The following is a 23,763-nucleotide window of genomic DNA, read 5'->3' on the forward strand; positions in this document are numbered from 1 at the left end:
GCTCACTCCTCCGGCAGCACGTGCTCGCCCGTGCGGTCGGTGGCCAGGGCCAGGGAGCTGAGGTACTGCTTCTCGCCGTTCGGGCCGGGCTTCGCCGAGGCGATCATGTCGGGGCGCTCGAACTCCAGCCCGGTGACGCAGCACGTGAGCGTCTCCCCGGAGGGGTTGCCGTCCTCGTCGTACATCGGCAGGTCGATGCCGTCGTCGGTGCGGCGCAGGTAGTACCGGCCCTGGGTGATGACCGCCATGAGCGGGGTCGCCACCACGGCGATGCCGACGGCGAACAGCGGGGAGTAGGGCTGGACGGCGGCGCCGAAGGCCCCGAAGAAGATCGCGATCGAGATGCCGCCGGCGAGCGCCATCGCGACCAGACCCACCGGGTTCCAGTTGTAGAGCATCCCGCGGCGGAACTCGGGCTTCTTCGGCGAGAGTCCCAGGAGGTGCTTGTTGATGACGATGTCCGAGGCGACCACCAGGATCCAGGACATGGCGAGGTTCGCGTAGAAGCTCAGGATCCCGTTGAGGAAGTCGAACATGTTCGCCTCCATCAGCACCAGGGCGATGCCGAGGTTCACCCCGAGGAACACCAGGCGCCCGGGATAGCGGCGCGTGAGCCGTGTATAGGCGTTGGTCCAGGCCAGCGAGCCGGAGTAGGCGTTGGTGACGTTGATCTTCACCTGGGAGATGACCACCAGCACGACGGCGAGGAGGAGGGCCAGCCAGGCGGGCATGAGCTGCTGGTAGGTGACCAGGAACTGCTGGACGGGCTCGTTGGCGAACTCGCGGGCGCCGGGCACCGTGGCGACCAGGTAGATCGCGAGGAACATGCCGAGGATCTGCTTGGTGGCTCCGAAGAGCACCCAGCCGGGCCCGCCCAGGATGGTGGAGGCCCACCACCGGCGCCGGTTCTGCGCGGTGCGCGGGGGCATGAACCGCAGGTAGTCGATCTGTTCCGCGATCTGCGCGATGAGCGAGAGGCACACGCCGGCGGCGAGCATCGCGGAGGCGAAGCTGACTCCTCCGCCGCCCTCCCCGGTGTGCGCGAAGAAGTTCTGCACCGACTCGGGGTGGGAGACGACGAGGTAGACGACGGGGATGACCATCAGGACCAGCCACACCGGGGTCGTGGCGACCTGCAGCTTCGCGAGCACCTTCATGCCGTAGATGACCAGGGGGAAGATCAGCAGAGTCGAGATCAGGTACCCGATCCAGCGCGGGATCCCCAGGCCCAGGAAGAGGCCCTGCGCCATGATCGAGCCCTCGAGGGCGAAGAAGATGAAGGTGAACGACGCGAAGATGACGTTGGTGATGACCGAGCCGTAGTACCCGAAGCCGGCGCCGCGGGTGATGAGGTCGAGGTCGAGGTTGTAGCGGGCCGCGTAATAGGCCAACGGGAACCCGCTGAGGAAGATGATCGCGGCGGCGACGAGGATGCCGATGATCCCGTTGAGCGTGCCGTGGGTCAGGCCGATGTTCGCGCCGATGGAGAAGTCCGCGAGGTAGGCGATGCCGCCCAGGGCGCTCGTCGCGACGACACCCGGCCCCCACCTGCGGTACGAGCGCGGGGCGAATCGGAGGGTGTAGTCCTCGAGGCTCTCGTTGGTCGCGGCGCGCGCATCGGCGGGGAGTCCGGGGGCTTCGGGACTGGGTCTGGCGTCAAGGCTCACGGCAGCGCTCCGTTCGGTGGGGGCAGGCCAGAGGCCTGTTCGGGACACCGGAACCGTAGGGCGCAGGGTCCGTCGACGTCTTCGCCGGACGTCGCCGTGACCCGTTCGTGACCAGCCGTCTCAGCGCTGGATCAGCGCGGGCGGGTCGATTCCCGGTCGATGATCCGGGAGCGCAGCAGGGTCGTCGAGGGCTCCTCCTCGGGATCGGTCATGCGCTGGCCGAGCATGCGAGCCGCGGCCCGGGCGGTCGCCCGCACCGGCTGGTGCACCACGGAGACCGACGGGGTGACCAGGCGGGTCCACAGGTCGTCGTCGGTGGCGAGCAGGGCCGGGGCGTCCTGGACGCCGCGCATCGACTCGAAGGCGCCGGCGGACATCCGGTTGTTGGTCACGTAGACGCAGTCGGCCTCGCCGGCGGCGAGGATCTGCGCCATCAGCTCGCGCCCGGACTCCAGATGCAGGTCGCCGCGGGCGATCACGGAGTCCGGGGCCGCGACTCCCAGCTCGCGCCACGCGGCGAGATGGCCGACGACGCGCTCCTCGGTGGTGCGCAGATCGGAGGGCCCGGTGAGCACCGCCGGGGCGCGGAAGCCGCGCTCGTGGAGATGCCGGGCGGCCTGCCTGCCCGCCTCGATGTTGTCGGTCGCGACCAGGTCCGTCGCGGCGCCGTCGATCCAGCGGTCCACGAGCACCACGGGGATGCCGGCATCGGTGAGGGGCGACAGATCGGTGCGGGCGCCGTGCACCGGGACCAGCAGCACCCCGGCGACATGGCGGCCCACCAGCTGGGCGAAGCAGTCCCGCTCGAGGTCGAGGTCGTCCTCCGTGTGGGCGACCGTCACCGAGTAGTGGTCGGCGCGCACGATCCGCTCCACCTCGCTGATGATCTGCGTGAAGTAGGGGTTCTCCGCATCGGGGGTCACCACCGCGATCTGCGCGGTCCCGCCGCGGCGCAGGGAGCGCCCCAGCGCATTGGGGACGTACCCGGTGGTGCGCACCGCGGCACGCACCCGTCGGGCGAGGTCCCGGTCGACCGAGGCGACGCCGTTGACGACCCGGGACACCGTCGCCGAGGACACGCCGGCGGCGGCGGCCACATCCATGATCGTGGGTCTCTGCGACACCGCGGTCCTCCCTGCTGATGGGCGCCGCTCAGGCGCGGACGGGACCTGCGGGGCTGTGCGGGCCGGCGCCGGATCCGAGGTGGACCTCCATGCCGTCGAAGGTCGGCGGCTCGGGACGCGTGGTCACCGGACGGTCGAGGTAGAAGATCGCGGTGGAGGCGATGTCGTCGCGCAGCGGCAGGTAGCGGCCGGCGCTCTTCCAGCCCAGGGCCTGGATGTCCACGCGAGGCAGACCGGTGGTGAAGTGGATCGGGTCGGCCACGTGCCAGCGGTACATGCCGAAGCGCTGCTGGGCAATGTAAAGCCCGTCGGGCCGGATCACCTGCGGCATGCCCAGGTACGGCGTGGAGAAGGCCGTGTAGCCCTCGCCGGGGATGTCGAAGTTCCAGGCGCCGCCGAAGTAGTCCTCGGTGCCGGTGCCGGCGATGGTCGGGAAGCCGCCGTCGGGCTGGTCGTCGTCGAGGTAGAACTTGATCTCACCCTCGCCCCACCAGCCGTTGGAGTGCACGCCCCAGGCGATGTAGGTGCCCACGTACTGGCCCTGCCCCTCAATGCCCTCGAGCAGCACGTGCTCGGTGGCCTCCGGGAGCGGGTTCGAGCGGCGCCACTGCGCGTGGAAGTAGGCGTCCTCACGGTGGTCGCCGCCGAGCTCGTAGGTCACCTGGTAGTAGACCCGGGCGTCCTGGTCCGAGGTGTTCTCCAGCGTGAGGCGAGCGCCCTCCCGGAACGGCATCGGCCAGTAGGAGTTGAAGCCGCCGTGCGGGTTCGCGGCGACCATCTGCGAGTCGACCTGCGCGAACACGCCCCAGCCATTGGCGAAGAAGTCGCCGTAGGGCACCTCGACCGCGGGCTCCTCGGCGCCGTCCCAGTAGGCGCGCACCACGAGCTGGCGCCAGTGGTCGGTGTGGGTGGTGATCCAGATGTGGGTGATGACCCCGGCCGAATCGATGTCGGCGAGGGTGAAGGTCTCCCCCGCCTTGACGTCGACGCTCGGAGACACCTTCCAGCCCTGGCCGAGGTCGCGGGCGGCGTCGGCACCGGTGCCCTCGGTGGCGCGGCCGCCTCCGCCGACAGAGCCGTCGACGTTCTCGGGGCTGATCGAACGGGTCTGGACGGGTCGCAGCGCGGCGAGGTCTCGGGCGGGGTGGGTCACGGGGTACTCCCAGAAGATCGGCGATGATCAGGAAACGTTTACCGGCACGATACGGAGCGGGGCGACCGGCGTCAACGGTCCGCGACCTGGCACTGGTCGTTGACACCTTCGGCACCCCGGACTACGTTGGCGCGCAAACGATTACCGACCGAGGCGAAGAGGCGTCGAGTCGGGATCGATCGGCACATCGGACACCCTCGACAACGTCGCTGAGCGGTGGCCCCGACGTCTGGCCGGCATGGTCCCGAGCCCAGCGCCTCCGCGCATCCAGCACGTCCACCCAGCAGCGGAGCTGATCGGCCCGACGCAGCTCCTCCCCCGACATGGCAGCACCGACGCAAGGAGCAGCACCATGAAACGACGCACCCTCCTCACGGCGACCGCGGCGTCCGCAGCCGCGGCATCCCTCGCCGCCTGCGGCAGCGGCACGCCCGGTGAGTCCAAGGACGATGCCGCTGAGGCCGACGGACGCACCCCGATCGAGTTCTGGCATCGCACCTTCACCCCCTTCGAGAACGAGTGGTACGCCGGGATCGTCTCCTCGTACAACGACGCCCAGGAGAAGTTCTTCGTCAAGGACGTCGAGGTCCCCGCAGACGCCTGGGACCAGCGGGTGAAATCCGCCCAGGCCGCGGGCACCATGCCGGATGTGTACACGGACCCCTCCACGATGGACGAGGGCGCGCGGCTGGGACAGTTCCTCGCCCTCGACGACCTGCTGGACGCCGAGCAGCTCGAGAACCTCACCGACCAGGCGAAGGAGCTCGTGACCGTGGACGGGAAGGTCTACGGCTACCCGCTGCTGCTCGAGCCGCAGTCCGCCCTGTTCTGGAACAAGGACATGTTCGAGGCGGCCGGGCTGGACCCTGAGAAGCCGCCGACCTCCTGGGATGAGCTCTACGCGACCTGCGAGAAGCTCCTGCCCACCCTGCCCGACGGGGCGTTCGCGCTGACCACAGCCGGCGATCAGGACACCTTCGCCTGGGCGACGGTCGGCCAGCAGTTCCAGGTCGCGGGCCACTTCCCGATCACCGACGACTGGTCAGAGGCCGATGCCGAGGATGCCCAGTACGAGGAGCTGCTGGGCTTCTACAAGACCCTGCGCGAGAAGGGATACATCCCCAAGCAGCCGCTCGGCGCCTATGTCGAGGCGAAGGCGTACGGCGAACAGAAGTGCGCCATGATGACCTCCGGGTCCTGGGCCTTCAGCGAGATCGCCTCGGACTACGACGACCTCCTGGGCGTCACCGGCATCGCGCCCTTCCCCACGAGCGACGGCGACCTGTCCGCCTCCGTGGCGACGCTGGGCAACTTCAAGTGGGTCATCGACGCGAAGACCGATCAGCCGGATGGCGCGGCGGACTTCCTGTCCTGGTGCCTCGCCGGGGACGTCGCGAATCTGGTGCCCTTCTTCGTGGGCACCCAGTTCACGAAGGCGCCCGCCCGGCCCGACGTCGCCGACGCCGTGCAGGCCGCGCCCGAAGCGGCGGATGCCCCGTGGTCCGCCGTGGTCAGCGAGGACATCGCACCGGCGTCGGTCCCCACCCCGTCCTACCCCTGGGACATCCTGCTCGCCATGGGCAAGGCTCTGGAGAAGGGCATGAACGGCGAGGATCCCGCGAAGGCGCTGAGCGGCGCGAACGGCGAGATCCAGAAGGTCATCGACCGCGAGGAGCTCGCGGGCAAGGCACCCAGGGACTGACCGGTGGCGACGAGCTCCCCGACGGCGCAGGGCTCCCCCGCTCCCCTGCACTCCCACCCGCCCCGCGACACCCGCATCACCCTGCTGATGCTGGCGCCGGTGCTGATCCTGCTGACGATCTTCGTCATCGTGCCCACGATCTCTGCGATCTACCTGAGCTTTTTCAACTGGAGCTTCTACCAGGAATCGGAGTTCGTGGGTCTGCGGAACTTCGTCAATGTGCTCACCGATCCGGAATTCCGGGCGGCGATCCGGCGCGGCCTCCTCTTCGTGCTCATGACTCTCCCCGTTCAGCTGCTGCTGTCCTTCCTCATCGCGAGCTTCGTGACCGGGGTGGGGCGACGCCTGGCCACGACCCTGAAGATCGCCGTCTACATCCCCACGATCATCTCCGCCGTGATCACCTCGATCACCTTCGCCCTCATCTACGAGTACTCCGGCGGGCTGCTGAACGCGGCCGTCGGGCTGGTGGGGATCGAGGACCAGGCGTGGATCGGCGACGTGCGCCTCGCGCTGCCGGCGATCGCGGTGCCAGCGATCTGGATGGGGCTGGGACTGATGACCCTGATCATGATCGCGGCGATGCTCGACGTGCCGGAGAGCTTCTACGAGGCCGCGCAGCTCGAGGGTGCGAATTGGTGGCAGCGCACCCGGTACATCACCATCCCCCAGATGAAGAACGTACTGCTGTACCTGCTGATCACGGGCTTCGTGGCCGCGATCCAGCAGTACGAGCTGCCGCTGGTGATGACCGGTGGCGGGCCGCTGGACTCCACCACGCTGCCCAACCTCTTCATCTTCAACCACTTCCGCGGGGACACCTATCAGGGCTATTCGATCGCGGCGGCGCTGCTGCTGTTCCTCGTGTTGGGAGCGGTCTCCGCCCTGATCTTCCGCGTGCTGAACTCCGAGAAACTGGTGGACTGATGACCGTGCCCCTGGAGACCTCCCGGCGCCTCGCGCCGGCCTCACCGGTCTCTCCTTCGCAGCCACGACGCCGGCCTCTGACCGTGCGCCGGGTGCTCACCGCGATCATCCGCACCGTCGTCGCGATCGTCATCGTCACCGCCGCCCTCTTCCCGTTGGCGTGGATGGCCATCGCCGGATTCAAGTCGAAGCAGGAGGTGGTGCGCACCCCGTTCCAGTTCTTCCCCGAGGTGTGGCGACTGGAGAACTACCAGCAGATCCTCGCCGACCCCGCCTTCGTGCGGACCCTGGCGATCACCGGTTTCGGCGCGGTGCTGTTCACCCTGCTGAGCCTCACGGTGAACTCCTTCGCCGCCTACGCCTTCGCCCGGCTCGAGTTCGCCTTCAAGCGCACGCTGTGGGTGGTGGTCATCTCCACGATGTTCATCCCCGGCATGACGATCCTGCTGACCAGCTTCATCGTGGTCACGAAGCTGCACATGCTGGACACCCTCGCGGTGCTGATCCTGCCCGGCGCGGCCGCGGCGGCCCACGTGTTCTTCATCCGGCAGTTCTATCTGAACATCCCCCGCAGCCTCGAGGAGGCCGCGATGATCGACGGCTGCGGGAAGTTCGGGATCTTCCTGCGACTGTTCGTGCCGCTGTCGAAACCGCCCTTCGTGGTCGTGGGCATCACGTCATTCCTGGTGTTCTGGAACGCCTACGTGTGGCCGGTCATGACGATCACCAGCCCTGACCTCTACCAGGTCCAGCAGTACCTGGCGACCTTCCGCTCCGAACGCTCCAGCGAGCTGGCGCTGCTCATGGCAGGATCGACGCTCGCCGCAGCACCCGTGATCATCCTGTTCCTGATCTTCCAGCGGCAGATCATCGCGAACATCAAGATGGCCGGGCTGAAGTAGTCCGAACGCTCCAAACCAGGGCGACCAGCGAGCCGTACCGTGCGACTCCCGGAGCCGGGCACAGGCACAGACGCGATTCGCCGATGTTCGACTGGCCGATGGTGAGGTGAGCTGTCCATATCGCCAGCTCGCCTCACCATCGGCCCGTGCGTGCCGCCGCCCGCACCCTCCGAGCCGCCGCTGCGTCCGATGACCCATCCGGGGCAGCCGGGACACGCAGGACCCTTCGCGACCCGAGCAGCGGCGTCCGTCGTGCGAACTCGCGCGTCCGCCTGTGGCCTATCGACCCCCGTGTCCCCTGGATACGGTGACGGACCGGGCCGCACCGTCGCCGCTCGGGGAAAGGTCGATGATGAGTGCTCTCCTCCCAGCCGGAACGACGGCGTTCCCGGGGTGCCGCCATGATTGATCGCCGAGAGTTCCTGCGCGCCCTCACCGCCGGGGGCACGGTCTCCGTGGCCGGCGGTGCCATCACGGGATGCACGAATCGCCCCACCGGATCCGATCGGGACCCGAACACGGTGACCCTGTGGGGCATCTGGGCGAGCGACGTGGACAAGGAAGCCGAGGTCATCGAGGCGTTCACCGAGCAGAATCCCGGCATCACCGTGGCCGTCTCGCAGGTGCCCAGCAGCTCGCAGGGCGATGCGTCCCCGGTGATCACGGCCGTCCGCGGACGCACGGGACCGGACGTCTATTTCATGGGACGGTTCAGCGGTGCCGAGATGGCGTCCCTGGGCCTGCTCGAACCGCTCGACGAGCTGATCCGCGACTACGAAGGCGTCGAGCCCGAGGAGTTCATGGCGAACTGGGTGAAGTTCTCGACGGACGAGGTGCTCTACGACGGCCAATGGTACGGGCTCCCGCTGGATACGGACACCCGGGCCATGTACTACAACAAGGCCCTCACCGAGGAGGCAGGGGTCGATCCGACGCTGCTGGACCCGGCGAACGGCCCCATGACGCTGGACCAGATGTGGGAGATCAGCGACGCCTTCGACATCCAGGACGAGCAGGGAAACTACGAGCGGATCACCTGGATCCCCTGGGACGGCGAGGCCTCGCTGCTGATGTGGGCGATGGCCTCCGGCGTCACGTTCTTCGACAACAGCACCTGCAGCATGACGCTCGACTCCCCGGAGATGCTGGCCGTCGCGACGGAGTATGCGAGCTGGGTGGATCGGCTCGACTTCCCCCGCGTCGACGCCTTCAAGGCGACCTACCAGCCGCCGAACGCCCCGCCGACGCAGACCTCGTTCTTCTCCGAGCGGCAGATGTTCCAGATCTCCGGCCCCTGGGGAGTGCAGTCCCAGAGCGACTACAAACCGGACATGCGCTACGGGGTGACGCACGTTCCGATCGCCGACGGGAGCGACGACCCCTTCACCTGGGCAGGCGGCTTCGGTCTGGCGATGCCGAAGGGGTCGAGCAGGTCCGAGGCGGCCTGGAAGCTCATGGCGTTCTACGCCGGATACGAGGGGCAGCGGATCCTCATGCCGCAGATCTCCCGGATCCCGACGAGCATGGATGCCGTCCAGGACCCCGAGGCCTGGGATCCGAGCATCGAGTTCTTCGTCGAGATCATGGAGTTCGCCCGCTCCCGCCCGCCGCTTCCCGTCGGCACGAAGCTCTGGGACGCCATGATGATGATGCAGGACAGCCTCAACCAGAGATCACGCACCCCGGAGGAAGCGGTCCGGTTCGCCCAGGACTACGTGGACCCCACGATGCAGCAGTTCTGTCCGGTCAGGCTCCCGGAGGGGTTCGGGGAACCGGACCCCGACTTCAGCCTCTGAACCGTCGCCGGACCCGTCGGGCCACCGTGTTCAGTTCCCGAGCTTCGACAGGGCCGAGCCCTTGTGCGCGGCGACGTGGTCGGTCGTGTCGCTGCGGATCTCGTACTGGGGCTCATCCGCGCTCGCGCGACGGGTGTGCCCCTTGTAGTCAAAATCGGCGGTATGGACCGCGGTGATGGTTCCTGAGACCTGCCCGGCCTCGGAGTTCCAGCTCACGTGGTCGCCGACGGCGAATTCCGTGCTCATGTCCGATCTCCTCCCTGCCGGGGTGCGCCCCCGGTCATCGTGTCGTGGGGCCGTTCGTGCTCGTCGAGCCACTGCTCGTAGGTCTGGCCGACGGTCGGCACCTCGGGGCCGGGCAGCATGCCGCCACGGGACATCGACTCGCTGGCCGGAGCGCCTGTGACGGGGGTGGCGTCCCCGCGTGCGGCGAGCAGGCGCCGGGCCTGGTCCAGGGTGTTCTCGACCTGAGGTCCGGCGATCTGGAGCAGCTCGTCGGGCTGCTCGGCGAGCGCCGTGCGCAGCAGCAGGGCGGCGACCGCGCGGGTGTCGACGGGCTGCGAGGGGGCCTCCATGACCTGCAGACCCTCGCCGTCGCCGTCGCCGTCGCCGTCGCCGTCGCGCACGAGCATGTTCCCCACGAAGTCGTGGAACTGCGTGGCACGCACGATCACCGTGCCCGGGCAGTGCTCGCGCGCGGCCTGCTCATGCGCGAGCTGGGCACGGTAGAAGCCGTAGTCCTGCATCCCGTCGATGCCCACGATCGAGGTGACCACCGTGCGCGTCACGCCGGCTCGGCGTGCCGCGTCACCGAGGCCGCTCATCGCCTCGTGGAACCACTCCGTCGCCTGCTCGGCCTCGAGGGTGGGCGGCTTGAAGCAGTCGATGACGAGCTGGACGCCGCGGAGCGCCTCGTCGAGGCCCTCACCCGTGACGATGTCGACGCCGCGGGAGCGGGCGATCTCCCGCACCTCGAGCCCCTCGGCGCGGGCCACCTCGACGACCGTTCGTCCGAGCGTGCCTGTCGCGCCGACGACGGCGATGACCTGGGACATCTCTGGCTCCTCTCCGACGCTGACCGTCGACTCCGGGGTGTCTCGGATCGTACGCCTGGAGACGGAACCCTCACCAGCGCTCGCGGACCACGGCGACCAGGGAGTCACGGAACCGGCGCCGATGCTCCCCCAGCAGCGGCAAGCTCGGGTCGTGGGGCCACCGGGCGGCGTCGACGAAGAAGGCGAGGATCCCCACGAGCACATCGGTGCCCACCTGCCTCGGCAGTCCGTGACGGTCCAGCACCGCATCGACGCGGTCGTTGACGCCCAGCGTGCCGTCGGGGTCCGGGACCGAGGCGAGCAGCTGGAGGGCGTCGGCGATGCGGCTGCCGCGCGAGGCCCAGGCCCAGTCGACGAGGCTCACCTCGCCGTGCTCGGTGACCAGGATGTTGTCCGCGCGCACGTCGGAATGGCACAGCGTGTCCCCGTCGAGCGCGCCGATGCCCCGCCTCGCCGCCTCGCGCAGCGCGTCGAGACGCTCGGCGATCCACGGGTCGAGATCCGTCGGCGGATCCTCGGCGACCCGGTCGAAGCCGAGCATGTCGGGGCCGAGCGACTCCGCGACGCTGCGCAGGCCCGGGACGGGGCACGGGGTGGCCGCGGCCTGCAGCTCGTCGAGCGCTGCGAGCACCTGGTCAAGCTGCGCCACGGTCCAGGGCTCGGCCGGGAGGGCCCCGGGCGCCACCTCGGTGACCAGCACGAACCAGTCCTCGTGGTCGAAGGCCGCGACCAGCGGTGGGACCGGGGCGGAGGCGGGGATGCGCGCGAGCGCGGCGGCCTCGGAACGGTTCAGGGCCATCGAACCGGGATTGTCGCGCTCGCGCACCGCCTTGACGAAGAGCCGACGCCCGGCCTGCGAGCGAAGGATCTCGGCGCTGCTCGACGAGAAACCTCCGCGACAGGACTGCGTGGACACCACGGCTCCGCCGAGCAGCTCCTCGAGGCGCGCACGGAGCGGGTCGGGGAAGTCGGTCCAGGTCAGCCGGTGCGTCATGGGCACACCCTTCCACGCGGCCGACCCGACGGCACGGGATTTTCCGCCGGTACGCTCGGGGCATGCGCATCCGAGCAGCCGCCGTCGTCGTCCGCGACGGGTCGGTGCTGGTGATCGGCCGACGGACGTCCGGCCGGGAGTATGCGGTGCTGCCGGGCGGCGGCGTCGAGCGGGGCGAGAGCGTCCAGGAGGCCTGCCTGCGGGAGCTGCAGGAGGAGACCGGTCTGATCGGGCGCGACCCGCAGGAGCTGGAGATCCGCTCCGATCCCGCGGCGAGGTACTTCGCGGTGACGGTCGCGGACGGTCCGCTGCGTCTCGGCGGGCCGGAGGTCGAGCGGTCATCGGACGAGAACGTCTACACGCCCCGCTGGGTGGAGATCGTTCAGCTCGCGGACATCGGGCTGGTTCCGGAGGGCGCGGTGGTCGCCGTGGCGGCGGCCCTCCGGAGTCACGGCGCCTGACTCCGAGCGGGAGCGCCGGCGGCTCAGCGCCGAGGCCGCGCGCCCGTCGGCCGACGCGATCCGGCGATCCGTCGGCCGGCGTCAGCCGCCCAGATGCAGGCCGAAGCCGGGATCGTCCGGCAGCGTGATGGCCCCGTCGAGCAGCGTGTAGCCGGTCGCGTCGACGCCCTCGGTGCGGCCGGGGACCGCCTCGACGACGGGGATGGTGCCGAGCCCGGCGGCGAGCTGCGCGGCGTAGAGGGTCTTCAGCGGGTGGCCCCAGGCGTGGGGCGAGGCGAGCACGCCCGCCTCGCGGACTCGCGGCATGATGCGGCGCCAGGCGGTGAAGCCGAAGGACAGCACGTCCATGAGCAGCACGTCCAGCAGGCCTGCCGCGGCGAGGTCGAGCACCTGCTCCACGTCGGGGTCGAACTCGCCGTCGGCCACCAGGACCCGCGAACCGGTCCGGTTCAGGTGCTCGCGCACCGCGCGGAGACCCTCGGCGTGCTCGGCGAAGGGCTCCTCGATCCAGTACAGGTCGCACTCCTGGACAGCGTCGAGGAACCGGATCGTGCGCTCCGGGCTGTAGCCGTCGTTCATGTCCACGAGCAGTCGCGCCTCGGGGTAGGCGTCGCGCACCGCACGGACCACCTCCACGTCCCGGGCGAAGCCCTCGTCGGCCGGCATCCACAGGTTGCCCCGGCCGATCTTGAGCTTGAAGGCGCGGTAGCCGGCGTCCCAGTCGGCCGCGCAGGCCGTGAGCACGCCGTCGAGGCCGCGCGGGCTCTCCTCGGGGTCGAGGTCGTCGAAGTAGATCGCCCCGGAGTAGCAGGCCACGGGCACGGTGCCGTGCCCGCCGAGCATCGCGTGCACCGGCACGCCCAGGATCCGCCCGGCGAGGTCGTGGAGGGCGATGTCCAGGGGCAGGGCAGCAGGGTCGATCACCCCGAGAGCAGGGTCGAAGAGCTCTTCGAGGGGTCGGCCGACGCAGGCGGCGAGGTCGGGCTCCGGTCCCTCGTAGAGTCCCCAGCCGCTGGCACCGGCGTCGGTGCGCACGGTGATCGCGAGGACGTCGGGCCCGTCGCCGTGGGCCCCGAGCCGGGCGTTGCGGCCGATCGTGCGGGGGTACCTGCTGCGCACGCGGGTGGAGTCGACGGCGGCGATCCAGTGCCCGGCGAGGGCGCCGGTTCCGGGCAGGTCGGTGGGGAGGTCTGCGGGCACGGGGGCTCCTCGTCGAGCGGTCCGGTGGGGACGGGGCGGGACGGGAGAACGCTCGCCCGCCGGGTTCGAGCTTAGTGCGGGGCGGGGCCGACGTATATGGCTCCGCCCCGTGGAATCGAGCGACCCTGGCGACCCGGACGCCCCGGTCCGCAGCCCCTCAGGTCCGCACCTCGAGCGGGCGGATGGTGAGCCCGCCCCTCCCCCAGCCGCCGCCGGTGGTCCAGGTGCGCGGTCCGTCCACGACGATCTCCGCGCAGTGCTCGTCGAGGTCGACGTCGAGGGAGCCGGAGTCCTCGAAGTGCAGCGGATCGGTGGAGTAGTAGGCGAGGGTCCTGTCGTACTGGGTGGACTCGCAGACGAACAGCACCCAGCCCTCGCCGGCACGGATCACGAAGGGCGATTCGGTGGGGCCGCCCACGGTCCCCGACTGCGTCGAGCGATAGGCGACGACAGGCTCGGACCAGGTCAGGAGGTCCTCGGAGGTGCGCACGGCGACCTCGTGGAAGCCACCGTCCGGCGCGGAGGTGCGCGTGTAGTACAGCAGCCAGCGCACGCCGTCGCGGATCACCATGGGATCTCGAGCGTCGAAGCCGTCGGTGAACAGCGGCGGCTCGTGGCGGGTCCAGCTGAACAGGTCCTCGCTGGTCGCGAGCGTCAACCGGTAGGAGGTGTGGTCGGCGGTGCCTCCGGCGTAGAACATCCAGTAGCGACCCTCATGCTCGATCACGTGCGGGGCCCAGACGTGGGTCTCGCCGAGATCCGGCCGTGCGGGGAGGACAGAGTCGTGGACCGTCCAGGGGGCGCCCTCGAGGTCTGCTGCGGTGGCGTGGAGGAAGAGGTCCTCGTGCAGCGGGTCGGCGGGCTCGGGGTGCCAGATGCCGAAGGCGTGCCAGGTGCCGTCGGCGGCACGGATCAGCGTGTGGTCGTTGACGTACCAGGGTTCCTCCGGGCGCGGGGAGGCGTCGAGCAGGCGCCGCTTCTCGCCGGGGACCAGGCGGACGGGTGCTGCGGGGGCGGGGTTCGTGGGCGCAGGAGGTGCGGGCACAGGGGCTCCTCATCGAGCGGGTGCGGTCGCGGCGGAAGCAGCAGCTCCTGCCTCCGCCGACCCTAACCGGCGCGGGACTGCAGCGCGACCGAGGTGAACACGGCGCCCTGGGCGTCGCGGGCGCGGTATACGTACTCCTGGTCGGTGATCACACGACCGGAGCCGCCGGCCTCGATGACCTGCACATCCTCGCCGCACACGATCTCCAGGGCGCCGTCGATCACGTGGATCATGACACCCGGCGAGGGCACGCCGGAGCCGTTGGGCCGCTGGTCCTCGCCCACCAGCTTCCACTTCCAGGTCTCGACGGAGAGGCCCTCGGTGTCGATCGCATCGAGCAGCACGGACCAGCTGCCGCCCTCGGTGGACCACACCTCGACCCCGTCGGGCGGGGCGTCGGCGCCCACTCCCATGAGCGCGGCGAAGGTGGTCCCCAGCCCGGCGGCCACGCGATCCAGGGTCGAGACGGAAGGGTTGGCCTGGCCCAGTTCGATCTGGGTGAGCATGCGGCGGCTGACGTCGCTGCGCTCGGCCAGGGCGGCGACGCTGAGGTCGAGCTCCTGGCGGGCCGCACGGATGCGGTCGCCGAGCTGCTCGACGACGGCGGGGCGCATTCCTCCGGTCATGGCGACGAGCTTAGCGGGAGTGATGGGAACTATATTGCGCATCCTGGTCGATGAGCACTATGTTGCTCATAGCGAGCGGGCTCGCCATCCTCTGCGCTCGCCCTGCGCGCTCGTCCACACCACTCCGAAGGAGGACACCCATGCGTCGCCCCACCACCGATGTGCGCCTGCTGCGCTGGTTCGCCTCCTCCGGGCTCTTCGCCGTGCCGCAGGCCGCCGCCCCGATCGCCTTCGCGCTCATCGCGCTGCCGCTGACCGGGGATGCCGCCAGCGGTGCCGCGATGATGCTCGCGATGACCCTCGCCCAGGTGATCGGCGCCGTGCCGATCACCCGCTTCGGCCGCCGCTTCTCGCCGCTCCCCTTCGTGCGCACGCTCATCGGCCTGCGCGCCCTCGCCCTGGTCGGGATCGCGGTGCTCGCCGCGACCGACGCCCCCTTCGCCCTCGTGGTCGGCGGTGCGGCCGCGGTCGGCCTGGTCAACGGCGCGGCCTTCGGGACCCTGCGTGCCGTGCTCAACCACCTCGTGCCCGTCTCGCGCCTGCCGCGCGCCCTCGGCGTCGCCGCCACCCTGAACGAGGTGACCTTCGTGGCCTCGCCCGTGCTCGCGGCCGCACTCGGCGGGATCTCTCCCCAGGCCGCCGTCTGGGCGATGGTGCTGCTGGGCGTCGGGCCCCTGTTCCTGCTGCCCCGCGTCGCGAGCGCCACCGCTCCCGGCCCGGAGCACCGTCGCAGCCGCCTGCGCCTGACCCCGATCATCGCCCTGTGGTTGGTGTGCGCAGCGGCGAGCGCGGCCGCGATCTCCGCGATCGAGATCGGCGCGGTCTCGATGGCCGTCTCCTTCGGCCTGCCGGCCGCCTGGGGCGTCGTGTTCCCCGTGGCCCTGTGCGTGACCTCGATCTGCGGCGGGATCTGGGTGAGCGTGCGCAACCGCGTGCCCCGCCGGCGCACCGTGCTCGCCTGGCTCGCCGTGACCGGTCTCGGCGTCGCCTCCGTGGGGCTGGGCCATTCGGTGACCGCCACCGTCGTGGGCGCCCTGCTCGTGGGCTCCGTGCTCGCCCCGCTGGCGACCTACTACTCGCTGGTCCTGGATCGCCTGGTCGAGCCCGAGCACCGCGCCGAGGTCTTCGCGCAGCTGCGCACCGCGAGCGCGCTGGGCATCATCCTCTCCAGCGCGCTGATCTCCCTGGTCTCGCTCGAGGCCACGTTCACCGTGGTCATCGCCCTGATGGGCGCGGTGCTGCTGCTCGCCGGCGGCGTGTTCACCCGGGCCTGGGTGCAGGGGCGCCGGCGCCGCCTCGCCCGCGAGGCCGACGCGCTGCGTGCTCACGATGCGCTGCGGACGGACGCGGTGCGCGAGTCCGACGCGACCGAGGAGCCCGTCGGCAGCTCGGTGTGAGTACACGATTGCTGACGTCCCGGTGACTCCGTAGGGTGGTCGGAGAACCTGCGTGATCCTCCAGCTTTCGTCGTCGAGGAGCTCCGAGACGATCACGACCCCGCACGCCGCCGTGCGGGGGCACCGAGGACCCGAGGAGGTCCGCCATGCTGTCCCGTTCCACCTTCCTGCACGGGTCCGCAGCCCTGGCCGGGCTCGGCGCGACGACGACGACGGCGGCCGCCTGCGGCGCGGAGGAGGTGCCCGACGCCGGCACCGCCGCCACCGAGAAGGACTCGTCCTTCGGCCCCGTCCCGGCGGAGGCCTGCCCCCGCATCGAGCGGATGCCGCCGATCACGGGCCCCGGGGTGACCGACCGTTTCCGCATGGCCGCCACGGATCTCGGCGCCCCCGCCGTGGCTCCCGATGGACGGATCCTGTTCGTCTTCGGCGACACCTTCGAGGAGCCCGTGGTGGGAGGTGGCTTCTGGCGCTCCCCCGTCGGCCTCTTCGCCGATCCCGACCATCCTCTGGACGAAGGGATCTCCTGGACCTCCGCCGTCGGCGGGGAGATCGCCGAGCAGCTCGTGCCCTACGAGCACGACGAGGACCCGGTCTCCACGATCCTGCCCGGGGACGTGCTCACCGTGGGCGAGACGATGTACCTGTGGATGATGGTCAACCACGGCTTCGGCACCGTCGCCGGCACCGAGATCTGGACCTCCGAGGACTCCGGGAAGAGCTGGGAGCGCACCGCGGAGATGTTCCCCGGCGACCACGCAGGCGGGCTCATGCAGCAGTGCACCTGGTCGACCCACCCCGAGGACGGCTTCGTGTATCTGCTGACCACGGGCTTCCAGCGGGACAAGGGCGTGATCCTCTCACGGGTCGAGGCCGGCTCGATCCTGGACCCCGAGGCGTACGAGACCTTCAGCGGCGACGGCACCTGGGGCGGCGACGGGGTCACCGTGCTGGACGGCGCGATCGGCGAGATGTGCCTGCGGCTCGTGGAGGACCAGTGGGTCCTCACCTATTTCGACGCCGGGAACTACCGGGTGGACGTCCTCGCCGCCGACTCCCCCATCGCGATCGCGGGCGCGACACCCTCGACCCTGCTGCACGGCGGCGACTGGGGCGAGGAGGCGCACGACGTCGTCGCCCAGCTGTACGGGCCCTTCATCGTGCCGGGCTCCACGCTCGAGGTCATGCACCTGGTGTGCTCGCAGTGGCGCACCGGCCCGGACTGGCCGTATCACGTGGAGCAGTTCCGCATCGAGGACCCCCTGGGACGGCGCTGCGGGGAGGGCTGAACCGCCCCGCAGCGCCCTCATGCTGCCAGTGGACCGTCTGTCAGCGCAGGCCGTGCCCGAGCGGGAACGCCTCCCCCGTGCCGTCGGCCGTGGGGATCGCGACCGGGAGCTTCCCGCGGAGGTTCACGGCGCCCGCGACCACGCCGGCCACGGCCCGGAGGTTGCAGTCGGAGTTGCCGTAGGCGGCCATCGACGCCGCGACCTCGCCGACGTGCACCACGTCGTAGGGATTGCGCAGCGAGGCGTGCAGCACAGGGACGTCTCCCCCGGCGAGCTTCTCGACCGTCGCGACCTGCGAGGCGGGGGTGGTGAATCCCGAGGACGAGGTGAACACGAGCACCGCGTCGACGCCGCGGGCGGCCGCTTCGGCCTCTGCCTCGGCGCCCGCCGTCATCGTGCGACCGTCGCTGAGCATGACCAGGGAGTTCGCCTCCAGCCCGTGCTCACGCAGGGCGGCCACGGCCACATTGAGCTTCGCAGCGGTGCCGACCCCGGTGACCAGCACCGTGGAGCCGGCGGCGAGGGGCAGGATCCCGGAGTCGTCCGTGATCAGGGTGACCGCGTCATCGGCGATCGCCTGGGCGCTTCCCACCGAGCGCTTCGTGCCGATCGTCGAGGCGGCCGTCGCGGCATCGACCTGGACCTCGTCGAACAGCCCGCGGCGCAGCTTCTGGGCGAGGATCCGGCGTACCGACTCCTCCACGCGCTCCTCGGTGATCTCCCCCGAGGCGACCGCCTCGCGCACGCCGTCCATCGCGACCACGAGATCGGGCGGCATGAGCATCTGATCGGCGCCGGCGAGGATCGCCTCGACCGGCACCCGGTCGTCGCCGAACAGGGTGCGCACGCCCTCCATGGCGAGCGAATCGGTGACGATCACGCCCTCGTAGCCGAGCTCCTCGCGCAGCAGTCCGGTGAGGATCGGGTGCGAGAGGGTGGCGGGTCGGCCCGAGTCGTCGAGTGCCGGGACCACGATGTGGGCGGTCATGATGACGTCCACGCCCTCGTCGATCGCGGCCAGGAAGGGCGGGAGGTCGATCGCGTCGAGCTCCTCGCGCGTGTGGTCGATGACGGGCAGCCCCAGGTGGGAATCCGTCGCGGTGTCGCCGTGGCCGGGGAAGTGCTTCGCGGCGGCGGAGCAGTTCGCCCCCTGCAGGCCCTTGATCTGGGCGGCGCCCAGGCGGGCGACGGCCGCGGGGTCCGCACCGAGGGAGCGCACCCCGATCACCGGGTTCTGCGCCTCGATGTTCACGTCGACCACCGGGGCGAAGGCCTGGTGGAGGCCGGCGGCCCGCAGCTCGGAACCCACGATGTCCCCGGCCTTGCGCGCGTGGGCCCGCGAGCCGGTCGCGCCCAGAGCCATCTCGCCGGGCAGCGGGGTGGCCGGGGCGGGCAGCCGGTAGACGACCCCGCGCTCCTCGTCGGCGCTGATGATCAGCGGGATGCCGCCGGAGTCCAGGGCTGCGGCCTGGACGTCATTGGACAGGGTCGCGATCTGCTCGATGTCCTGGAGGTTGTCGCTCCAGGTGAAGTAGATCAGCCCGCCCACGTGATGGGTGCGCACGATGTCCGCGATGGTGTCGACGCCGGTCGTGGAGGTGTTCGAGTCGTGGGGCTCGTCGGCCGCGGAGCCGTAGCCGACGGCGACGAAGAGCTGGCCGATCTTCTGGTCCAGGCTCATGCCGGCCATCAGCTCGTCGATCCGTGCGGTCTCGTTGCCGCGCCCGGCAGGAGCGGCATGGGCGGCGGCCGGGAGGGCGACGGCACCGCCGGCCAGGGCCACGGCGAAGGCGCGACGGGACAGGACGGGACTGGTGGATGTGCTGGGACTGCGGGGACTGCTGTTCTCGGGTGTCATGGGAGCTCTCCTGCTCAGTAGCGGCGGTAACGCTGGGTGGTGGCCTCGAAGCGGCGGGATTCGCGGCGCCAGGCGGCGACGATGGCCTGCGCGCCGTCGCCCGCCTCGAGCATCGCGCGGGTGCGCTTGGTGCCGGAGAGCTTGTCGATCCAGCAGACGTCGTCCTCCGTGCGGCAGTCCTCCCCCTCGCGCCAATCGACCTCGTCGACGTTCGCGAACAGGGCGGCGAGCACATGGATGCCGGTGCGCACCGGCTCGTAGGCCGCGGCGTCGGTGACGTGGAGCTGCAGGCCGCCGCAGAACTCGCCGGCGTGCTTGGAGCTGGCGGGCGTGGCGAACATGGGGCGGTAGAGCACACCGGGCAGCTCCGCGGCCTGCAGGTCCGCGATGATCGCGTCGACCTGGGCCTCGGTGATGAAGGGGGCGCCGAACCACAGGAACGGCGTGGTGGTGCCGCGGCCCTCGGAGATGTTGATCGCCTCGATCAGGCCGGTGCCCGCGTAGACCACGGCCGTATCCGGGGTGGGGATGTTCGGGGAGGGCAGCACCCAGGGCAGATCGGCCGACGGCGGAGCCTCGGGGTCGTAGCCGCTCATCTCGATCACCTCGAGGTCCAGGGCCTTGCCCAGGAACTCGCCGTTGAACATGGAGGCGAGCTCGCCGACGGTCAGGCCGTGGGTCTGCGGGATCTCCTTCAGGCCCACGAAGCTGGACAGCTCCGGCTCGAGCACGAAGCCCTCGATGTCGGTGCCCAGCGGGTTAGGGCGGTCCAGCACCACGAAGCGCTTGTCGTTCTCACCGGCCGCCTCCATCGCGTAGTAGAGGGTCCAGATGTAGGTGTAGAAGCGCGCGCCGATGTCCTGGATGTCGAAGACCAGCACATCCACGTCGGCGAGCATCTCCGGGGTGGGCTTCTGAGTGGCTCCATAGAGAGAGCGCACCGGCAGGCCCGTCTTCTCGTCGATGTAGTCGCCGACGGAGCCGCCGGCCGGCTCCGCGCCGCGCACCCCATGCTCGGGCCCGAACAGCGCGGCCATCGTGTAGCCGCCGCCCTCCTGCGCCTCGACCAGGAGGTCGATCGTGGAGCGCAGCTGCTGGTCGGCGCCGGTGGGGTTGGTGATCAGGCCGACGCGCGCGTCGCGCAGCGACTCCAGGGCTTCCGGGGCGAGGAGGTTCTCGACGCCGAGGGCGAAATCGCCCGAGCCGGAGCCCTTCCCCGTGCCGGCGGGGGCCGCCTGGGCAGCTCCGGCCGTGGCGAGCACGGCGCCCGCGGGGAGGGCGCCGAGCGAGGCCAGGACGCGGCGGCGACCTGGTCTCTTCCCCTCCTGCCCGGTGCGGTCGTGCATGGTCTGAGCGCGGGGCTGAGGGGCAGGGTGCGACACGTCGCGGTCCTCCGTCATCGTCGTCGGATCTGGTCCCGTGCAGGGCGGAGGGGTCCGCACCACGTCGTGCGGCATCCACCGAAACGATTTTCGGCGCTCTGCTCGGAGCCCCGACGCTAACAACGAAGCGACCCGGTGACAACCGTCACACGCGCTCAGCCCTCGTCGTCCCCCACCACGCCCTTGCGCAGCATGACGCAGCCGTACTTGCGGGTCTCCAGGGTGCGCAGCACGGCGAAGACGCTCCGGCCCCGCTCGTAGAAGTCGAAACGGTCGATCCACTCGAGACAGTCGGTCCGGGCCGCCGCGGACTCCTGCAGCTGTGCCTGCACCTCCTCACCGGTGCCGGGCTCCGGCGTCATGAGCGTGACCGAGGGGCCCTCGTACATATCCACGGGCAGCACGGTGCGCACGGCGCGCACCGCCTCGGGCGAGCTCACCGCCAGGTCGATCACGGGCGCCCCCATCGCATGGGAGGGATAGTGCGCGTCGGCGATCAGCAGGGTGTCGTTGTGCCCCATGTGATCGAGGATCCGCAGCAGGTCTCCGGTGAGCAGGGGGTCGATGCCGGTGAGCATGGGTGGGGCCTTTCGGGAGGGTGGGGCGGGCGGACGCCGAGTTCGCGGCGACCTCGCCGTCGGTGCTGGTCCCGGCCCGCGCCACAGCAGGTCCGGATACCGTATGGACTGGCTTGACGGCGTGTCAACGACGCCGCTGGACGGACCTCACTGACGGAGAGAGACCTGGCATGAACGAAATCGAGCACCCCGCTCCTGCGACTCCGACCGCCTGCTGCAGCGCCGGCCGGAGCGCGGTCGAGATGCCGTCGGCCGCACCCTCACACCTCGGGGACCCCGCCGATCAGGGGCCGCACCCGTGGGCGGCGCCCGTCGCGGAGGTGCGCGGCCGCGCCGATCGCGCCGTCGCGATCCCTGCCGGGCCGTTCCGGATGGGCTCGGAGGACCGCGACCGCAACCCCGGCGACGGCGAGTCCCCGGTGCGCACGGTCGACGTCCCGGCCTTCCGGATCGATCCGACCTGCGTGACCAACGCGGAGTTCGCGGCCTTCGTCGACGAGACCGGATATGTCACCGAGGCGGAGGAGTTCGGCTGGTCGTTCGTGTTCGCCCCGCTACTGGAGAAGGAGCTGCGCCGCGCGAGCCGCAAGCCGCCCGGCACCCCCTGGTGGCGAGCGGTCGACGGGGCCCGGTGGGACCAGCCCGAAGGTCCTGGATCCGATGTCGCTGAGCGAGCCGATCACCCCGTCGTGCACGTCTCGTTGCGGGACGCGGAGGCGTTCGCGACCTGGTGCGGGATGCGTCTGCCCCGGGAGGCCGAATGGGAGAAGGCGGCCCGCGGCGGCCTGGACCAGGCACGGTTCGCCTGGGGTGATGAGCTCACGCCGGGCGGGGAGCATCGCTGCAACATCTGGCAGGGCGCCTTTCCCGTGCGCAACACGCTGGAGGACGGCTATCTCGCGACGGCGCCGGTGCGGTCGTTCCCGCCCAACGGGTTCGGGCTGTACGAGGTGGCGGGGAACGTGTGGGAGTGGTGCAGCGACACCTGGTCCACCGGCGATGCGCCCTCGCTCGACGGTGACGTGCGGGTGATGCGCGGCGGCTCATACCTGTGCCACGACTCGTACTGCAACCGCTACCGGGTCGCGGCCCGCAGCTCGACGGCCGCGGAGGACGCGAGCGGCAACAAGGGATTCCGCCTCGCGGCCGATGCCTGAACATGCTGCGGCATGTCCCGATTCCGGGAGGATCTACCCTCATGCCCGGCAGGAGGGCTAGTAGATGCCTGGCAAGAGGGCTAGTAGATGCCTGGCAAGAGGACTAGTAGATGCCTGGCAAGAGGACTATTATGAACCGTAGCACCTGCTAGCGACGTGTTGGGAGGAGATCCATGGCGCTCGACGACACGTCATCGACCACCGGCTATCTACGGCGGTACGTGGACGATGAATTGGACGCTCTGCTGCCAGAGCTGGCAGCTATTGCCGTCGACGGCCCCAAAGGGGTCGGGAAGACGGCGACCGCTTCGCGGCGCGCCGGAACAACCCTCCCTCTGGACGACCCCGCCGTCCGACAGCTCGTGGCCGCCGATCCGTCCTTTCAACTCCGTCGCAGCGAAACCGTTCTGATCGATGAGTGGCAGCACCTCCCGGAGGTCTGGGATGTGGTCCGCCGAGCAGTGGACTCCAGGACAAACCACACGTACCTGCTCACCGGGAGCGCGACACCCAGAGACGGCGTGGACACACATTCTGGGGCCGGACGGATCATCTCGTTGCGACAGCGACCGCTGAGCCTCTCCGAACGACGAGGAACCTCACCGACCGTCCGCATCCAGGACCTCTTCGAGCCCGAGGTCACGATCGCAGGGGCGACGGATCTGACCCTCGCGGACTATGCGCGGGAGATCTGCTCCTCAGGGCTGCCCGATATCACTGACCTCTCGCAGAGAGCTCGGCGCTACGCCCTCGACAGCTACGTACGGAACATCATCGATCGAGACATCGTCGACCAGGGCGTTTCGCTTCGAAAGCCGGCAACCCTTCGAGCATGGATGGCGGCCTATGCCGCGGCCTCGTCGACAACGACCGAATACGTGAAGATCTTGGACGCTGCCACGTCCGACGAAAGCAACAAGCCGGCGAAGGCAACCACGCTCGCCTATCGCGATGTGCTGACGAAGATCTGGATCCTCGACCCCGTGCCAGCCTGGCTCCCGTCGATGTCACCTCTGTCGCGACTGGTCCAGGCACCCAAACATCAGCTCGCGGATCCTGCCCTCGCCGCCACGCTCCTGAATGTGTCGGAACAGAATCTCCTGAGCGGGACTCAGGGCTCCGGAGAGCTGTTCGGCAATCTCCTCGAGTCACTGGCGACACTGACGGTGCGCAGTGCCGGAGCGGCCGCCGAGGCCCAGACCTACCATCTGCGCACTCGGGGCGGGGATCACGAAGTCGACCTGATCCTCGAGCGCTTCGACGGGGCGGTCATCGCTTTCGAGGTCAAGCTCGCGCGTTCAGTCGACGATCACGACGTCCGCCACCTTCACTGGCTGGGTGACACGATCGGGGACCGACTGAAGAACAAGGTCATTCTGACGACAGGAACCACCGCCTATCGCCGCAAAGACGGTGTCGCTGTCGTGCCTCTGGCACTCCTGGGCTGACA

21 protein-coding genes are annotated in these 23,763 nt (G+C 70.1%); 9 read left to right on the top strand and 12 right to left on the bottom strand.

The features are described 5' to 3' along the window. Window positions 1–2: 2 nt before the first annotated feature. From INT49_RS04000 to INT49_RS04010, 3 genes are all read right to left on the bottom strand, one after another. Entirely contained in the window at window positions 3–1,667 is a 1,665-nt protein-coding gene (locus INT49_RS04000) for a purine-cytosine permease family protein (RefSeq protein ID WP_193116434.1), read from the bottom strand. A gap of 131 nt (window positions 1,668–1,798) precedes the next feature. Next, window positions 1,799–2,791 carry a LacI family DNA-binding transcriptional regulator gene (locus INT49_RS04005; protein WP_193116435.1) on the bottom strand — a complete coding sequence of 331 codons (993 nt, stop codon included), beginning with the start codon at window positions 2,789–2,791 and terminating at the stop codon, window positions 1,799–1,801. Between the two features lie 28 nt (window positions 2,792–2,819). Further along, window positions 2,820–3,944: a glycoside hydrolase family 172 protein gene (locus tag INT49_RS04010; protein ID WP_193116436.1), complete on the bottom strand. Its 1,125-nt coding sequence runs from the start codon at window positions 3,942–3,944 to the stop codon at window positions 2,820–2,822. A 352-nt stretch (window positions 3,945–4,296) separates the two neighbouring features. On the opposite strand from INT49_RS04010, the gene INT49_RS04015 reads away from it, so the two are divergent. The 4 genes from INT49_RS04015 to INT49_RS04030 all read left to right on the top strand — a co-directional run bounded on the left by INT49_RS04015 (window position 4,297) and on the right by INT49_RS04030 (window position 9,271). Continuing rightward, on the top strand, window positions 4,297–5,646 hold the full coding sequence (locus INT49_RS04015; protein WP_193116437.1) for an ABC transporter substrate-binding protein: 1,350 nt from the start codon (window positions 4,297–4,299) through the stop codon (window positions 5,644–5,646). A gap of 3 nt (window positions 5,647–5,649) precedes the next feature. Continuing rightward, window positions 5,650–6,573, top strand: coding sequence for a carbohydrate ABC transporter permease (locus INT49_RS04020; RefSeq protein WP_319021505.1), 924 nt, complete (start codon window positions 5,650–5,652; stop codon window positions 6,571–6,573). Then, window positions 6,573–7,475 (top strand): carbohydrate ABC transporter permease, encoded by a 903-nt coding sequence (locus tag INT49_RS04025; RefSeq protein ID WP_193116438.1) that lies wholly within the window; start codon window positions 6,573–6,575, stop codon window positions 7,473–7,475. Before INT49_RS04020 ends, INT49_RS04025 begins: the two co-directional genes overlap by 1 nt. 401 nt (window positions 7,476–7,876) lie before the next feature. Next, entirely contained in the window at window positions 7,877–9,271 is a 1,395-nt protein-coding gene (locus INT49_RS04030) for an extracellular solute-binding protein (RefSeq protein WP_193116439.1), read from the top strand. A gap of 30 nt (window positions 9,272–9,301) precedes the next feature. Here the strand turns inward: INT49_RS04030 and INT49_RS04035 are convergent, their stop codons facing one another. From INT49_RS04035 to INT49_RS04045, 3 genes are all read right to left on the bottom strand, one after another. Continuing rightward, window positions 9,302–9,517 (bottom strand): hypervirulence associated TUDOR domain-containing protein, encoded by a 216-nt coding sequence (locus INT49_RS04035; RefSeq protein ID WP_193116440.1) that lies wholly within the window; start codon window positions 9,515–9,517, stop codon window positions 9,302–9,304. Further along, complete coding sequence (locus tag INT49_RS04040; protein WP_193116441.1) at window positions 9,514–10,326, bottom strand: SDR family oxidoreductase; 813 nt, start codon at window positions 10,324–10,326, stop codon at window positions 9,514–9,516. Before INT49_RS04040 ends, INT49_RS04035 begins: the two co-directional genes overlap by 4 nt. Before the next feature lie 70 nt (window positions 10,327–10,396). Then, complete coding sequence (locus tag INT49_RS04045) at window positions 10,397–11,320, bottom strand: phosphotransferase (protein WP_193116442.1); 924 nt, start codon at window positions 11,318–11,320, stop codon at window positions 10,397–10,399. A gap of 62 nt (window positions 11,321–11,382) precedes the next feature. Between INT49_RS04045 and INT49_RS04050 the strand changes: the two genes are divergently transcribed. Continuing rightward, on the top strand, window positions 11,383–11,781 hold the full coding sequence (locus tag INT49_RS04050) for an NUDIX domain-containing protein (protein ID WP_193116443.1): 399 nt from the start codon (window positions 11,383–11,385) through the stop codon (window positions 11,779–11,781). Window positions 11,782–11,862: 81 nt separating this feature from the next. Here the strand turns inward: INT49_RS04050 and INT49_RS04055 are convergent, their stop codons facing one another. The 3 genes from INT49_RS04055 to INT49_RS04065 form a co-directional block, all read right to left on the bottom strand. Beyond that, the gene (locus tag INT49_RS04055) at window positions 11,863–12,981 is read right to left on the bottom strand and encodes a mandelate racemase/muconate lactonizing enzyme family protein (protein WP_319021506.1); all 1,119 of its coding nucleotides are present in this window, start codon (window positions 12,979–12,981) and stop codon (window positions 11,863–11,865) included. Between the two features lie 157 nt (window positions 12,982–13,138). Then, on the bottom strand, window positions 13,139–14,026 hold the full coding sequence (locus INT49_RS04060) for a glycoside hydrolase family protein (RefSeq protein ID WP_193116444.1): 888 nt from the start codon (window positions 14,024–14,026) through the stop codon (window positions 13,139–13,141). A gap of 62 nt (window positions 14,027–14,088) precedes the next feature. Then, entirely contained in the window at window positions 14,089–14,652 is a 564-nt protein-coding gene (locus tag INT49_RS04065) for a helix-turn-helix domain-containing protein (RefSeq protein ID WP_226849710.1), read from the bottom strand. A gap of 140 nt (window positions 14,653–14,792) precedes the next feature. On the opposite strand from INT49_RS04065, the gene INT49_RS04070 reads away from it, so the two are divergent. Both INT49_RS04070 and INT49_RS04075 read left to right on the top strand, forming a co-directional pair. Then, window positions 14,793–16,049 carry an MFS transporter gene (locus INT49_RS04070; RefSeq protein ID WP_226849711.1) on the top strand — a complete coding sequence of 419 codons (1,257 nt, stop codon included), beginning with the start codon at window positions 14,793–14,795 and terminating at the stop codon, window positions 16,047–16,049. Between the two features lie 146 nt (window positions 16,050–16,195). Further along, window positions 16,196–17,338 (top strand): DUF4185 domain-containing protein, encoded by a 1,143-nt coding sequence (locus tag INT49_RS04075; protein ID WP_193116445.1) that lies wholly within the window; start codon window positions 16,196–16,198, stop codon window positions 17,336–17,338. Between the two features lie 40 nt (window positions 17,339–17,378). On the opposite strand, the gene INT49_RS04080 is transcribed toward INT49_RS04075, so the two are convergent. The 3 genes from INT49_RS04080 to INT49_RS04090 all read right to left on the bottom strand — a co-directional run bounded on the left by INT49_RS04080 (window position 17,379) and on the right by INT49_RS04090 (window position 21,156). After that, the gene (locus INT49_RS04080) at window positions 17,379–19,196 is read right to left on the bottom strand and encodes a glycoside hydrolase family 3 protein (RefSeq protein WP_193116446.1); all 1,818 of its coding nucleotides are present in this window, start codon (window positions 19,194–19,196) and stop codon (window positions 17,379–17,381) included. Between the two features lie 14 nt (window positions 19,197–19,210). Continuing rightward, window positions 19,211–20,578, bottom strand: a complete 1,368-nt coding sequence (locus tag INT49_RS04085) for an exo-beta-N-acetylmuramidase NamZ family protein (RefSeq protein WP_319021507.1) — start codon at window positions 20,576–20,578, stop codon at window positions 19,211–19,213. A 155-nt stretch (window positions 20,579–20,733) separates the two neighbouring features. Then, window positions 20,734–21,156: an RbsD/FucU family protein gene (locus INT49_RS04090; protein WP_193116447.1), complete on the bottom strand. Its 423-nt coding sequence runs from the start codon at window positions 21,154–21,156 to the stop codon at window positions 20,734–20,736. Window positions 21,157–21,326: 170 nt separating this feature from the next. Between INT49_RS04090 and INT49_RS04095 the strand changes: the two genes are divergently transcribed. Then, on the top strand, window positions 21,327–22,313 hold the full coding sequence (locus tag INT49_RS04095; RefSeq protein WP_226849712.1) for a formylglycine-generating enzyme family protein: 987 nt from the start codon (window positions 21,327–21,329) through the stop codon (window positions 22,311–22,313). 173 nt (window positions 22,314–22,486) lie between these two features. Continuing rightward, the gene (locus tag INT49_RS04100; RefSeq protein ID WP_193116448.1) at window positions 22,487–23,761 is read left to right on the top strand and encodes an ATP-binding protein; all 1,275 of its coding nucleotides are present in this window, start codon (window positions 22,487–22,489) and stop codon (window positions 23,759–23,761) included. The last annotated feature ends 2 nt before the right edge of the window (window positions 23,762–23,763 follow it).

The sequence above is a fragment of the Brachybacterium tyrofermentans genome (genome assembly GCF_014897585.1).
GTDB lineage: Bacteria > Actinomycetota > Actinomycetes > Actinomycetales > Dermabacteraceae > Brachybacterium > Brachybacterium tyrofermentans.